This is a genomic window from Streptomyces sp. NPDC039462 (assembly GCF_055639375.1).
The window spans coordinates 1,276,176-1,290,061 of sequence record NZ_JBVKAO010000001.1; the positions used below are offsets into that span (position 1 = coordinate 1,276,176).

At 72.1% G+C, this 13,886-nt stretch carries 13 protein-coding genes; 9 read left to right on the top strand and 4 right to left on the bottom strand.

Annotation, left to right across the window (positions count from 1 at the left end; genetic code table 11):
- Positions 1-39: 39 nt before the first annotated feature.
- Genes ACZ7LU_RS05445 through ACZ7LU_RS05455 form a run of 3 tightly spaced genes read left to right on the top strand, consistent with a single transcriptional unit; the run spans position 40 to position 2,716 of the window.
- Positions 40-423, top strand: a complete 384-nt coding sequence (locus ACZ7LU_RS05445) for an anti-sigma regulatory factor (RefSeq protein ID WP_362995182.1) — start codon at positions 40-42, stop codon at positions 421-423.
- Positions 405-1,424, top strand: a complete 1,020-nt coding sequence (locus ACZ7LU_RS05450; RefSeq protein WP_468712352.1) for an ATP-binding protein — start codon at positions 405-407, stop codon at positions 1,422-1,424. Before ACZ7LU_RS05445 ends, ACZ7LU_RS05450 begins: the two co-directional genes overlap by 19 nt.
- Complete coding sequence (locus ACZ7LU_RS05455; RefSeq protein WP_471915774.1) at positions 1,421-2,716, top strand: PP2C family protein-serine/threonine phosphatase; 1,296 nt, start codon at positions 1,421-1,423, stop codon at positions 2,714-2,716. Before ACZ7LU_RS05450 ends, ACZ7LU_RS05455 begins: the two co-directional genes overlap by 4 nt.
- Here the strand turns inward: ACZ7LU_RS05455 and ACZ7LU_RS05460 are convergent.
- Together ACZ7LU_RS05460 and ACZ7LU_RS05465 are read right to left on the bottom strand one after the other, a co-directional pair.
- The gene (locus tag ACZ7LU_RS05460; protein WP_471915775.1) at positions 2,713-4,140 is read right to left on the bottom strand and encodes a flotillin family protein; all 1,428 of its coding nucleotides are present in this window, start codon (positions 4,138-4,140) and stop codon (positions 2,713-2,715) included. The genes ACZ7LU_RS05455 and ACZ7LU_RS05460 overlap by 4 nt on opposite strands.
- Before the next feature lie 92 nt (positions 4,141-4,232).
- The gene (locus tag ACZ7LU_RS05465; protein WP_398299284.1) at positions 4,233-4,748 is read right to left on the bottom strand and encodes a hypothetical protein; all 516 of its coding nucleotides are present in this window, start codon (positions 4,746-4,748) and stop codon (positions 4,233-4,235) included.
- A gap of 197 nt (positions 4,749-4,945) precedes the next feature.
- Between ACZ7LU_RS05465 and nfi the strand changes: the two genes are divergently transcribed.
- Entirely contained in the window at positions 4,946-5,638 is a 693-nt protein-coding gene (gene nfi / locus ACZ7LU_RS05470; RefSeq protein ID WP_471915776.1) for a deoxyribonuclease V, read from the top strand.
- Between the two features lie 71 nt (positions 5,639-5,709).
- Positions 5,710-7,155, top strand: coding sequence for a glyceraldehyde-3-phosphate dehydrogenase (locus tag ACZ7LU_RS05475; RefSeq protein WP_468557846.1), 1,446 nt, complete (start codon positions 5,710-5,712; stop codon positions 7,153-7,155).
- 53 nt (positions 7,156-7,208) lie between these two features.
- Here the strand turns inward: ACZ7LU_RS05475 and ACZ7LU_RS05480 are convergent, their stop codons facing one another.
- On the bottom strand, positions 7,209-8,432 hold the full coding sequence (locus ACZ7LU_RS05480) for a saccharopine dehydrogenase family protein (RefSeq protein ID WP_471915777.1): 1,224 nt from the start codon (positions 8,430-8,432) through the stop codon (positions 7,209-7,211).
- Between the two features lie 72 nt (positions 8,433-8,504).
- A complete protein-coding gene (locus tag ACZ7LU_RS05485) occupies positions 8,505-8,954 on the bottom strand; it encodes a 2-thiouracil desulfurase family protein (protein WP_468712342.1) in 450 nt (149 codons plus the stop codon).
- Between the two features lie 156 nt (positions 8,955-9,110).
- On the opposite strand from ACZ7LU_RS05485, the gene ACZ7LU_RS05490 reads away from it, so the two are divergent.
- From ACZ7LU_RS05490 to ACZ7LU_RS05505, 4 genes are all read left to right on the top strand, one after another.
- Positions 9,111-10,262 (top strand): CaiB/BaiF CoA transferase family protein, encoded by a 1,152-nt coding sequence (locus ACZ7LU_RS05490; RefSeq protein ID WP_471915778.1) that lies wholly within the window; start codon positions 9,111-9,113, stop codon positions 10,260-10,262.
- Positions 10,262-11,287: an LLM class F420-dependent oxidoreductase gene (locus ACZ7LU_RS05495; protein WP_471915779.1), complete on the top strand. Its 1,026-nt coding sequence runs from the start codon at positions 10,262-10,264 to the stop codon at positions 11,285-11,287. The genes ACZ7LU_RS05490 and ACZ7LU_RS05495 overlap by 1 nt, the downstream gene beginning before the upstream one ends.
- A gap of 10 nt (positions 11,288-11,297) precedes the next feature.
- Positions 11,298-12,440: an acyl-CoA dehydrogenase family protein gene (locus tag ACZ7LU_RS05500; RefSeq protein WP_468085985.1), complete on the top strand. Its 1,143-nt coding sequence runs from the start codon at positions 11,298-11,300 to the stop codon at positions 12,438-12,440.
- A gap of 66 nt (positions 12,441-12,506) precedes the next feature.
- Entirely contained in the window at positions 12,507-13,721 is a 1,215-nt protein-coding gene (locus ACZ7LU_RS05505; protein WP_468085983.1) for an acetyl-CoA C-acetyltransferase, read from the top strand.
- Positions 13,722-13,886 lie beyond the last annotated feature (165 nt).

The window sequence follows — 13,886 nt, forward strand, 5'->3', positions numbered from 1 at the left end:
ACCCGTGCCGAGGGCGAGCCCCTCCGCAGCGAGCACGCCATCCGGGCCGAGGAGGACCTGCTCGCGGTGCGGCACGCGGTGCGCGAAGCGACCCTGCGGGCCGGCTTCGGGCTCGTGGACCAGACGCGCATCGTCACGGCCGCCAGCGAACTGGCCCGTAACGCCTACGTCCACGGCGGCGGAGGCTCCGTCACCCTGGAGATCATCGGGCAGGGCGGCCGACGCGGGCTGCGCCTCTCGGTGACCGACCAGGGGCCGGGCATCGCCGACCTCGACCAGGCGTTCGTCGACGGGTACACGACCGGTGCAGGGCTCGGCCACGGGCTCGGCGGCGCACGCCGCCTCATGGACGAGTTCAAGGTGCAGACCGCGCCGGGCCAGGGCACGACCATCACCGCCGTGCGGTGGAACGGACGACGGTGAACACCGACGCGGCGGCACGCACCCTGCACATCGCCATAGACCACCCCAGCGCGGTGCAGAGCGCGGCCGATCAGGCCCGGTCGGCGGCGCGCGGCATGCCAGGAGCGCTGCCCGACCAGGCGGCCGTGCTCGCGAGCGAGCTGGCCAGCAACATCGTCAAGCACGCCAGGAACGGCGCCCTGTTCGTCCAGCGCTCACCGCTCCGCGGCGGCATGGACATCGTCGCCGTCGACAGCGGCCCCGGCATGCCCGACGTCGCCCTGAGCCTCAGGGACGGCTACAGCACCACCAAGACGATCGGGGCGGGGCTCGGCGCCGCGCGCCGCATCGCCACCGACTTCGCCATCCGCTCGGACGGCGGACTCGGCACGCTCGCCCACGCCCGCCTCGCCGAGCCGGACGAGCCCCGCGCCCCGGCCGCCCTGGGAAGCCTGTGCCTGCCGGCCGACGGGGAGCACGAGAGCGGCGACGGATACGCCGTCGCCGAACACGACGGCACCCGGACCGTGCTGATGATCGACGGGCTCGGTCACGGCTCCGAGGCCGCCACGGCCGCCCAGCGCGCCGAACGCACCTTCCTGGCGAACCCCACCGCCCCCCTGGTGGACATCATCGCCGCACTGCACAAGGCGCTGCGGCACACCCGCGGCGCCGCCGCCGCCGTGCTGCGCACCACCGGCGACCGGATCGAGTTCTGCGGCATCGGCAACGTCCGTGCCACGACCCTGTCCCCCCGAGGCATCCACCACCAGCTCACCGGGCACGCCGGCATCGTCGGCTACAACCTCCCCAAACCCAGGAGCCGGTTCGTGGACCTCTCCGAGCACACCACCGTGGTCCTGTACACCGACGGCATCGACCACCGGTGGACCCACGCCCCCACCGACGCGCGCCTCACACTGCCCCCGGTGCTGCTTGCGGCCTCGCTGGCCCACACCCACCGCCGCCGTCGTGACGACGCCACCATCCTGGCCCTCGGCCCGCACCTGGGAATGAGATGACCCGCGAAACCGTCCGTACGCTCAAGGCCCTCCGGCACACCGTACGAAGCATCGCCCTGGGACACCGGCTGCCCGCCGACGACCGGGCGCGCCTCGTCCTGTCACTGAGCGAGGTGGCCGCCTCGGCCCTCGGCCACGGCCGTCCGGTCACCCTGCTGAGCGGACGCGAGACGGGCGAGGACGGCGCCCACCGGCTGACCCTCGCCCTGCGCCTGCCGCACCAGAGCACCGGCGCGCAGGTGACGCCGGACCGCCTGCCGCTGCGCGCGATGACCGAGCCGGACGGCACGTTCGTATGGAACCTGCCCCTGCCGCCCGCCGGCTCGCACGGCCCCGGCACGCCCTACGTCGGCGGGTGGCAGCCGAGCCGCCCCCCGGCCGCCCCCGCCGCGGCCGCGCAGCACGGCGAGACCGACGTCGCCCTGCTGGAGGAGGAGCTCCGGGCGGCGCTGGCCCGCGCGGACGCCCTGGCCGACGAACACCAGCGGCTCAAGCACGAGCTGGCCGAGACCAACAGCGGGGTCCTCGCCCTCTACGTACAGCTCGAAGAACGCGACGAGCAGCTGCGCACGGCGCACGGCCGCACCCTGCGCGCCCTGGAGGACGCGCTGCGCCCCAGACCGCTGCACGTCGACGGCCTGGAACTGGCCGTGCACTACGCCCCGGCCAGCGACGACGCCCCCACCGGCGGTGACCTGTACGACTGGTTCACCCTCCCGGACGGCACCGTCCACATCACCGTCGTCGACGCGATCGGGCACGGCATCACCAGCACCCGCACCGCGCTGACCGTCACCCACGCGGTGCGCACCCTCGCTCTCGAAGGCCACCCGCTGGAGAGCATCGTGGCGCGGACCGACACCATCCTGGCGCCCTTCGACCAGAACGTCATGGCGACCCTGCTCCTCGCCCGCCTCGACCCGGTCGACGGAAGCCTCTCCCTGGCCAACGGCAGCCACCCCCCGGCCCTGCTCGCCCACGGGGACGGCAGCGCGACCTATCTCGAGGTGCGCGGGCGCGGAATCGGTTTTCCTCTGCCCGGCAGCGACCGCGTCCTGACCACCACCATGGCCCACGACGACGTGCTGCTCCTCTACACGGACGGCCTCACCGAGAGCCGCAGGGACCCCATCGCGGGCGAGGCCCGGCTCAAGGAGGCCCTGTGCCGGCACCGCGCACGACCGACCGAGCAGATCCCCGGCCTGCTCGCCGGGGACCTGCTCGGTGACGTGCTCCACCAGGACGACACGCTGGCGCTCGTGATGCGGCGTACGGGAGTGAGCGGCGGCTAGTCGGTCACTTCGATCCGGCCGTTGACGGGCGCGGGTGCGGGCACCGGTGCCGGCGACTTGCCTCCGGTGAGGTTCTTCAGGAGCTCCGCGAGGTCGACGCCCGTGGTGGAGTTGAGCAGCTCGACGCCCTGGGCGACGTTGTCGGCGACCGTGCGCGAGAGTTGGCTCGCTCCGTCCGTGGAGATCACCGTCATCTTGTCCACCGCGCTGAGCGGCTCGGACGCCTTGGCGACCACGCTCGGCAGGACCTCGACGAGCATCTGCAGGACGGCGGCGTCGCCGTACCGCGTGAACGCGTCGGCCTTCTTGTGCATCGCCTCCGCCTCGGCGGACCCCTTCGCGCCGATGGCGGCGGCCTCCGCCTCGCCCTCCAGGCGCACGGCGTCGGCGAGCGCGGCGCGGTGCGCCTTCTCGCCCTCACCGGTGAGACGGGCCCGCTCCGCGTCGGCCTCGGCCTGCTTGACCAGGCCGATCCTGCGGGCCTCCGCCTCCTGCTCGGCCTGGTAGCGCGCGGCGTCGGCGGGCTTGCGGACCTTGGTGTCCAGCTCGCGGTCGGTCAGGGCGGCCTGGCGCTGGGCCACCTTCTCCTGCTCGGACAGGACGTCCTGCTGCCGGGCCGCCTCGGCGAGCGGTCCCGCGGCGGCGGCGCGGGCCGCGGCCTCGTCCGTCTCCGCCTTGATCTCGGCCTGCTTGAGCGCGAACGTCCGCTGGGCGATCGCGATCTCCTCCTCGGCCTTCAGCCGCGCCTGCTCGGCGGCGCGGCGCGCCACCGCCTCGGCGATGTCCGCCTCCTGCTTGGCGCGGGCGGCCTCGGGCCGTCCGAGGTCCTCCAGGTAGGAGCCCTCGGTGGTGATGTCCTGGATCTGGAAGGCGTCCAGGACCAGGCCCTGCCCGGACAGGCTGGCCTCGGCCTCCTCGGCGACCTGCCCGGCGAACGCGGCGCGGTCCCGGATGATGTCCTCGACTGACATCCGCCCCACGATGGAGCGCAGCGCGCCGGACAGCACCTCCTGGGTGAAGCCGACGATGCCGTCCTGCTGCACCAGGAACCGCTGGGCCGCGGCCCGTATCGAGTCCTCGGTGCCGCCGACCTTCACGATGGCGACGCCTTCGAGGTTCGCCTTCACGCCGCGCAGCGTGACCGCGCCGCGCACGGCGATCGGAATGTGCCGCGAGGACAGGTCGAGGGTGAATTTCTGCTGCACGAACGGCACGACGAAGACGCCGCCGCCGACCACGACCTTCTGGCCGCTGTTGTCGGTCATGACCCGGCCGGTGTCCGGGTCGGTGGACTTCTTGCCGCGCCGGCCGGTCACGATGAAGGCCTCGCTCGGCCCGGCGACCTTGTAGCGCGTGATGACGACGAGCGCCGACAGGACGAGGAGTACGACGACTCCGACGACGGAGATCAGGACTGGGCTCATGGTGCGTTCCCCTCTGCCGCCCGGGGACGGCAGATCGGTTTCGTGATGGGTCGGGTGTGCGGCCGGCGGGTGACCGGTCGGTGTGCGCCGGGTCAGCGCTCCACGGGCCGCACGGTCACCGAGGTCGGCGAGAGCGTCGCGTCGACCCAGATCTCGGTGCCCCGCGCCACGGCGGCGGAGCTGCGGGCCGCGAACTTCACGCGCTGGCCCGCGAGGTGCAGCAGCACTTCGCCGTAGCCGTCGGCCGGGATCGCGGTGACCACGGACCCCGGGGTGCCCACGAGGTCGTCGCCGCGCGGGGTGCGGGCGGTCTGGTCACGCATCAGGGCGCGGGTGAACTTCCACGTCACCCAGCCCGCGCCGGTCCCGGCGCAGGCTCCCGCGACGGTGGCGGGGCCCGCGCCGAGGCCGGTGGTGCCGAGCACGAGCGCCCCGCCGAAGCCGAGCATGGACACGAACCCGGCGACGACCGGCAGTGAGAGGAGCCCGTCGAAGAGCCCGTCCAGCGCGCCCGCCCCGCCGAAGAGGCTGTCGAGCACCCCGTCGAGGACGAGCGAGAGCGCCAGTAGCACGATCCCCGTGATGCCGAGAACCAGAAACACCGTCATCGGATCACTTCCCCCGTCAAGCCGTTCACCTCGGTACGGGGCGATCCTGGCACGGCGGCGAAAGGTTTGACATTGCCTGCTTCCGGCAATCTTTACGCTTCTTTAATGCCGGGCATCCAGGTCTGTGATGCCGGACATCCGGGCCGCCTCTGGCGGTCGTCGTCCCTCGTCGGCGCCCAACTAGGCTGGCCCGCACCATGATCAGCCACACACTGCCCCCTGACTGGCCCACCGACGAACGGACGGCCCGCGCCGTCCAGGACGAACTGCGCGCCCGCGTCGTCCTCGACGAGGAGGGTCCGCCGCCCGGCACGGGACACGTGACCGGGGTGGACGTCGCCTACGACGACGAGCGGGACGTCGTCGCCGCGGCCGTCGTCGTCCTGGACGCCGCGACGCTCGACGTGGTCGAGGAGTCGACGGCGGTCGGCACGGTGGCGTTCCCCTATGTGCCGGGCCTGCTGGCGTTCCGCGAGATCCCGGCGGTCCGCGCCGCGCTCGACGGGCTGCGGGCCGACCCCGGGCTCGTGGTCTGCGACGGCTACGGCATCGCCCACCCGCGCCGCTTCGGCCTCGCGAGCCACCTCGGCGTCCTGACCGGGCTGCCCACGCTGGGCGTAGCCAAGAACCCCTTCACCTTCTCGTACGAGGCCCCGGCCGCCGCGCGGGGGAGCGGGGCGCCGCTGCTGGACGGCGCCGAGGAGGTGGGCCGCGCGCTGCGTACCAGGGAGGGCGTGAAGCCGGTCTTCGTCTCGGTCGGCCACCGCGTGAGCCTGGCCAACGCCTGCGAGCACGTGCTGCGGCTGACGCCCCGCTACCGCCTCCCAGAGTCCACGCGGCGCGCAGACGCCCTGTGCCGCAAGGCCCTGCGGGAGGCGACCGGGACGTGAGCGACCGGGTTGAACGATCAAATGAGGGGCGGGTTAGCATATGAGCGCCGCCTAGCTCGAAAGATACTTCTGTGACTGTCAATGACGACTCGTTCACCAATTGGAAGCACCGCGAGGAGATCGCGGAGTCGATGATCCCGATCATCGGGAAGCTGCACCGCGAGCGGGACGTGACGGTCCTGCTGCACAGCCGCTCCTTGGTGAACAAGTCGGTGGTCAGCATCCTGAAGACCCACCGATTCGCCCGGCAGATCGCCGGCGCGGAGCTCTCGGTCACCGAGACGCTGCCGTTCCTGCGGGCGCTCACCACCCTCGACCTCGGCCCCTCGCAGATCGACATCGGCATGCTCGCCGCGACGTACCGGACCGACGACCGCGGTCTGAGCGTCGAGGAGTTCACCGCCGAGGCCGTCGCCGGCGCCACGGGCGAGAACAAGATCGAGTGCCGCGAGGGCCGCGACGTCGTCCTCTACGGCTTCGGCCGCATCGGCCGCCTCGTCGCACGCCTGCTCATCGAGAAGGCGGGCTCCGGCAACGGCCTGCGACTGCGTGCCGTCGTCGTCCGCCGAGGTGGAGAGCAGGACATCGTCAAGCGCGCCTCGCTGCTGCGCCGCGACTCCATCCACGGCCAGTTCCAGGGCACGATCACCGTCGACGAGGCGAACAGCACGATCGTCGCCAACGGCAACGAGATCAAGGTGATCTACGCCAACGACCCCTCCGAGGTCGACTACACGGCGTACGGCATCAAGGACGCCATCCTCATCGACAACACCGGCAAGTGGCGGGACCGCGAGGGCCTCTCGCAGCACCTGCGCCCCGGCATCGACAAGGTCGTCCTGACCGCCCCGGGCAAGGGCGACGTCCCGAACATCGTGCACGGCGTCAACCACGACACGATCAAGCCGGACGAGCAGATCCTGTCCTGCGCCTCCTGCACCACCAACGCGATCGTGCCGCCGCTCAAGGCAATGGCGGACGAGTACGGCGTGGTGCGCGGCCATGTGGAGACCGTCCACTCGTTCACCAACGACCAGAACCTGCTGGACAATTACCACAAGGCGGACCGCCGAGGCCGCTCCGCGCCGCTCAACATGGTCATCACGGAGACCGGGGCCGCCTCCGCCGTCGCCAAGGCGCTGCCGGACCTCAAGGCGCCGATCACGGGCAGCTCGATCCGCGTGCCGGTGCCGGACGTCTCGATCGCCATCCTCAGCCTGCGTCTCGGCCGCGAGGCGACCCGCGACGAGGTCCTCGACTACCTCCGCAACGTGTCGCTGACCTCGCCGCTCAAGCGTCAGATCGACTTCACCAGCGCCCCCGACGCGGTCTCCAACGACTTCATCGGCTCGCGCCACGCCTCGATCGTCGACGCCGGCGCCACCAAGGTCGACGGCGACAACGCGATCCTCTACCTGTGGTACGACAACGAGTTCGGCTACTCGTGCCAGGTCATCCGGGTCGTCCAGCACGTCTCCGGAGTGGAGTACCCGACCTACCCGGTGCCGGTGGCCTGACCTGCCGATGGATGCCCCGCACGGGAACGTGCGGGGCATCTGCGCGCGCCGTGCTACCGCACCGAGGCGACCCGGAACGACATCCCCGCCGCCCGCAGCCGCGCGAGCAGCGCGTCGCCCATCGCCACGGCGGTGGTCACCTGCCCCGCCGACGGCGGCAGGGTGTCGAGGGCGAGGCACAGCGCCGACTCGGCGAGGATCTTCGCCGTCTCGTCGTAGCCGGGGTCGCCGCCCGAGACCTCGGTGAAGACCCGCTTGCCGCCGCCCTCGCCGACGAACCGCACCGAGAACCACGTCTTGGCCCGCCGCTCCTGGCTCGGCCCGTCGCCGGGCTTCAGCCGGCCCGACAACCACCGTCGCGCGGGCGGCAGTTGTGCGGCCGCCAGCAGACCGCCGAGGGCCACCGGTGCGCCCAGCGCGACCGGCAGCGTCTTCACGGCCGCGTAGTGCCGGTAGCGGAAGTCGGGCCCGTACCGCTCCAGGGCGCGCGCCGAGCGCTGCACCACCTGCGGGTCGATCGTCGGCAACGGCAGTGCCCACGCGCCCACTTCAGCCGCGTACCGGGGCGCGCTCGGCGGGGCATACGCCTTGCGGTCCGTCGGGCGGGGCTCGTGGCGCCGTCGCTCCTTCGCGGCGGCCAGCATCTGCGGGGCCCGCGCGAACTGGTTGAGCGCGGAGGCGAACGTGCCGCCCGAGAACTGGCCGTTGGTCCGCACGAAACCGTCGACGCGCAGCGGCACCCCCTCGGGCAGCTGCTGCACGGTGAAGTACGCCCCCAGGTCGTGCGGGACCGAGTCGAAGCCGCAGGCGTGCACCAGGCGCGCGCCGGTCTCCCGCGCGCGGGAGTCGTGCTTCACGTACATCAGGTCGACGAACTCCGGCTCGCCCGTCAGGTCCACGTAGTCCGTGCCTGCCTCCGCGCACGCGGCGACCAGTTCCTGCCCGTACGTCAGATAGGGGCCGACGGTCGTGGCGACCACGCGCGCGTGGGCAGCCATTTCCCGCAGGGATTCCGGGTCCGCCACATCGGCGCGCACCAGGGGGAGTTCGGCGCACGCTGGGTCGAGTGCGGCCAGGCGCTCGCGCAGCCGCTCCAACTTCCCCGTGTCGCGCCCCGCGATGGCCCACCGCAACCCCTCAGGTGCGTGCGAGGCGAGGTACTCGGCGGTGAGCACCCCCACGAAGCCGGTCGCTCCGAAGAGCACGATGTCGTAGGCGCGTTCCGTCTTCGCGCCGGTCTCGTCGTTCCCGTCGCTCTCGCCGTGCTGACTGGTCATGACACCTCTCCGCTGTACGCCCCCGTGCGGTCGTGAGTGGCCGAAACTAGCGTGCGCGCGCCGGAGCCCGGTCTACACCCCCGGCGCCGGCCGCACCTTGACGCCGTTCCGCTCGAACAGGGCCGCGGTGACCCCGTCGCCCGCCACCAGCTCCCCGCCGAACGACCCGTCGTACACCGTCCCGCGGCCGCACGACGGGCTGCGCGGCATCAGCAGCGCCTCCGTGCACCCGCCGTGCCGCGCGGCGGCCAGCGCGCGCCGCGCGCCGTCCACGAACTCGGCCGTCACGTCGCGTCCGGTGTCCTCGACCACCCGCGCGGTGCCGTCAAGGACGTCGTGCCCGTCGCCCCCGACGAGCTCGGCGGGGCGGCGCGGCGTCGGCAGACCCCCGGCGGCCTCGGGGCAGAACGACACGACCGTGCGGCCCGCCACCGCCTCGTCGAGCTCCGGCGAGGCCTTGTCCCGGCCGTCGTAGCGGCAGGGCACTCCCCGCAGACATGCGCTGACCAGTACGGAATCCATGCCTCCAGGCTAGGCGCCGCACGGCCGGGAGTGGGCGGCGCCCCGGAATTGGCTAAGCGCTTGCTCGCCAGGGGCTTGTGCACGGTGGAACACGTTCTTAGCATCACTGGTGTTACATCAGTTGTGTCATAGCTGTGTCATAGCGCTGGGGGCTCAATGGCAGTGCCGGGCAAGAGCGTTCACGGACCGCTCGCCGGAGTGCGCGTGGTGGAGCTGGCGGGCATCGGGCCCGGCCCGTTCGCGGCCATGCTGCTGGCCGATCTCGGCGCGGACGTCGTGCGCGTCGACCGCCCCCGCGGCGGCGGTCTCGCGATCGATCCCGATTACGACGTGACCAACCGCAACAAACGCTCCGTCGTCGTCGACCTGAAGGCCGATGACGGCGCGGCCCGCGTCCTCGACCTGGCCGAGCGCGCCGACGTCCTCATCGAGGGCTACCGGCCGGGCGTGGCCGAGCGCCTCGGCGTCGGCCCAGAGGCCTGTCACGCCCGCAACCCCGCGCTCGTCTACGGCCGGATGACCGGCTGGGGCCAGGAGGGGCCGCTCGCGCAGCGCGCCGGGCACGACATCGCGTACATCGCCATCACCGGCACCCTCGGCATGATCGGCAAGGCCGACGAGCCGCCCGCGATCCCCGCGAACCTCGTCGGCGACTACGCGGGCGGCTCGCTCTACCTGGTCGTCGGCGTCCTCGCGGCGCTCAACCACGCGCGCGTGCACGGCACCGGGCAGGTCGTGGACGCCGCGATCGTCGACGGCGCGGCCCACCTCTCCGCGATGATCCACGGGATGCTCGCGGCCGGCGGCTGGCAGGACCGCCGCGGCGCCAACCTCCTCGACGGCGGCTGCCCGTTCTACGGCACCTACGAGACCGCGGACGGCGGCTACATGGCGGTCGGCTCCCTGGAGCAGCAGTTCTACGACGAGTTCATCGCCCTGCTCGGCCTCGCCGACGTGGCACCCGCCCGCAAGGACCTGGCCCGCTGGGGCGAGCTGCGCGAGGCGGTCGCCACCCGCTTCAGGGAACGTACGCGCGACGAGTGGACGGCCGTCTTCGAGGACTCCGACGCGTGCGTGGCGCCCGTGCTGTCCCTGCGCGAGGCGCCCGCCCACCCGCACCTCGCCGCGCGCGGCACCTTCGTCGACCACGGCGGCATCACCCAGCCCGCCCCCGCGCCCCGCTTCTCCGCGACCCCGTCGCGGGTCCGCACGGGTCCCGCGCAGCCCGGCGCCGACACCGCCGAGGTGGCCCGCGACTGGGACGTACCGGCGCTCGCGACAGAGCAGCCAGAGAAGGAAGACGACTGATGGAGCTGTCCTCACCCCTCGCCTACGCCGGCGACCCCCGCGAGGCGGCCGACAACGTCGCCGCACTGGAGTCCGCGGGCCTGGACGCCGTGTGGGTCGCGGAGGCGTACGGCTTCGACTCGCCCACGATCATGGGCTACCTCGCGGCGCGTACGGAGCGCATGAAGATCGGCGCCGCCATCCTCAACGTCTACTCCCGCACCCCCGCCCTCATCGCCCAGACCGCCGCCGGACTCGACGCGGTCTCCGGCGGGCGCGCCATCATCGGCCTCGGCGCCTCCGGCCCCCAGGTCGTCGAGGGCTGGCACGGCAAGGCGTACGACAAGCCGCTCGGCCGCACCCGCGAGACCATCGAGCTGACCCGCCGCATCCTGCGCCGCGAGGTCATCGACCACCACGGCATCACGGACATGCCGCTGCCTCCGGAGAAGGGCGGCAGGCTCGGCAAGCCCCTGAAGATCCTCACGAAACCGGTACGCCCCGAAGTGCCGCTGTACGTCGCCTCCCTGGGCCCCGCCAACGTCCGCATGACCGCCGAGGTCGCCGACGGCTGGCTGCCCACCCTCTTCATCCCGGAGAAGGCGCACAAGGTGTGGGGCGCCGCGCTCGCCGCGGGCAAGGAGAAGCGCGATCCGGCCCTCGGCCCGCTCCGGACCGTCGCCGGGGGACTGCTCGCCATCGGCGACGACGCGGCGGCCGCACGGGACCTCGCGCGACCCCAGATCGCCCTCTACGTAGGCGGCATGGGCGCGAAGGGGAAGAACTTCTACAACGACCTCGCGGTCGCGTACGGCTACGGAAAAGAGGCCGCGCGCATCCAGGAGCTCTACCTGGCAGGGAAGAAGAAGGAGGCCGAGGCCGCGGTCCCGGACGAGTTCTGCGAGCTCATGTCGCTCTGCGGCCCCGAAGGCTATGTCCGCGAACGCGTCGAGGCGTTCCGCGCCGCGGGCGTCACCATGCTCAACGTCATACCCGTCGGCCCCGAGCCGGCCGCACTGATCGAAACCGTCAAGGGCTGGCTCTAGGAGGCCGTACGTGAAGCGACAGATCTTCTCCGCGGAACACGAGGCGTTCCGCGAGACCGTCCGCACCTTCCTCGCCAAGGAGGTGCTGCCGCACTACGAGCAGTGGGAGAAGGACGGGATCGTCAGCCGTGACGCCTGGCTCGCCGCCGGCAAGCAGGGCCTGCTCGGCCTCGCCGTCCCCGAGGAGTACGGAGGCGGCGGGAACGACGACTTCCGCTACTCCGCGGTCCTCGCCGAGGAGTTCACGCGCGCGGGCGCCGCCGGGCTCGCGATCGGCCTGCACAACGACATCATCGGCCCCTATCTGACCTCGCTCGCCACCGAGGAGCAGAAGCGGCGCTGGCTGCCCGGCTTCTGCACCGGCGAGACCATCACGGCCATCGCGATGACCGAGCCCGGCGCCGGCTCCGACCTCCAGGGCATCCGCACCAGTGCCGAGGACCACGGCGACCACTGGGTGCTCAACGGCTCCAAGACGTTCATCTCGAACGGCATCCTCGCCGACCTCGTCATCGTCGTCGCCAAGACGTCCCCGGAAGGCGGCGCCCACGGCCTGTCGCTCCTCGTCGTCGAGCGCGGCACGGAGGGCTTCGAGCGGGGCCGCAACCTCGACAAGATCGGCCAGAAGGCCCAGGACACGGCGGAGCTCTTCTTCAACGACGTGCGCGTCCCCAAGGAGAACCTGCTCGGCGAGCTCAACGGCGCCTTCATCCACCTGATGACGAACCTCGCGCAGGAGCGCATGGGCATCGCCGTCGCCGGGATCGCCGCCGCCGAGCACCTCCTGGACATCACCACGACCTATGTGAAGGAGCGGGAGGCCTTCGGGCGCCCGCTGTCCAAGCTCCAGCACATCCGCTTCGAGATCGCGGAGATGGCCACCGAGTGCGCCGTCACCCGCACGTTCCTCGACCGGTGCATCGTCGACCACTCGAACGGCGAACTCGACGCCGTGCACGCGTCGATGGCGAAGTGGTGGGCCACCGAGCTGCAGAAGCGGGTCGCCGACCGCTGCCTGCAACTGCACGGCGGGTACGGCTACATGGCGGAGTACCGCGTCGCCAAGGCCTTCACCGACGGCCGCATCCAGACCATCTACGGCGGCACGACCGAGATCATGAAGGAGATCATCGGCCGCTCGCTCCTCGGCTGACCTCTCAGGCCCCTCGACCCTCCCGGACACCCCGGACCCTCCCGGACACCCCCGAAAGGCTCACGCGTGACCACCGAAGCGTACGTATACGACGCGATCCGCACCCCGCGCGGACGCGGCAAGGCCAACGGTGCCCTGCACGGCACCAAGCCGATCGACCTCGTCGTCGGCCTGATCCACGAGATCCAGGCACGGTTCCCGGAGCTGGACCCGGCCGCCATCGACGACATCGTCCTCGGCGTGGTCGGCCCGGTCGGCGACCAGGGCTCCGACATCGCGCGGATCGCCGCCATCGCCGCCGGCCTGCCCGACACGGTCGCCGGCGTCCAGGAGAACCGCTTCTGCGCCTCCGGCCTCGAAGCGGTCAACCTCGCCGCGATGAAGGTCCGCTCGGGCTGGGAGGACCTGGTGCTCGCGGGCGGCGTGGAGTCGATGTCGCGGGTGCCGATGGCCTCCGACGGCGGCGCCTGGTTCAACGACCCGATGACCAACTTCGAGACCGGCTTCGCGCCGCAGGGCATCGGCGCCGACCTCATCGCCACCATCGAGGGCTTCTCGCGGCGCGACGTCGACGAGTACGCGGCCCTCTCGCAGGAGCGCGCCGCCGCGGCCTGGAAGGACGGCCGCTTCGACAGGTCCGTCGTACCGGTCAAGGACCGCAACGGCCTCGTCGTCCTCGACCACGACGAGCACATGCGGCCCGGCACCACCGCCGACTCCCTGGCCAAGCTGAAGCCGTCCTTCAAGGACATCGGCGACATGGGGGGCTTCGACGCGGTCGCGCTGCAGAAGTACCACTGGGTCGAGGAGATCGACCACGTCCACCACGCGGGCAACTCCTCCGGCATCGTCGACGGCGCCTCACTGGTCGCCATCGGCACGAAGGAGGTCGGCGAGCGGTACGGCCTCGCGCCGCGTGCGCGGATCGTCTCCGCGGCGGTCTCCGGCTCCGAGCCGCTGATCATGCTGACCGGGCCCGCGCCCGCGACCCGCAAGGCGCTCGCGAAGGCCGGGCTCACCATCGACGACATCGACCTCGTCGAGATCAACGAGGCGTTCGCGGCGGTCGTGCTGCGCTTCGTGAAGGACATGGGGCTGTCCCTGGACAAGGTGAACGTCAACGGGGGTGCGATCGCGCTCGGTCACCCGCTGGGGGCGACCGGGGCGATGATCCTCGGGACGCTGGTGGACGAGCTGGAGCGCAGGGATCTCCGGTACGGGTTGGCCACGTTGTGCGTGGGCGGGGGGATGGGCATCGCCACGATCGTCGAGCGGCTGTAGGGGTCGCGCCGTAGGGGCCGGGGTGCGTCGCCGACCGCGGGTGCGTCGTGGTCGCTCGCGCAGTTCCCCGCGCCCCTGAAGACATGCGGCTTCGCCGCAGTCTTCCCCGGACGCGCCCCTGAAGGCCTGCGGCTTCGCCGCGCCTTTCCCGGACGCGTCCCTGAG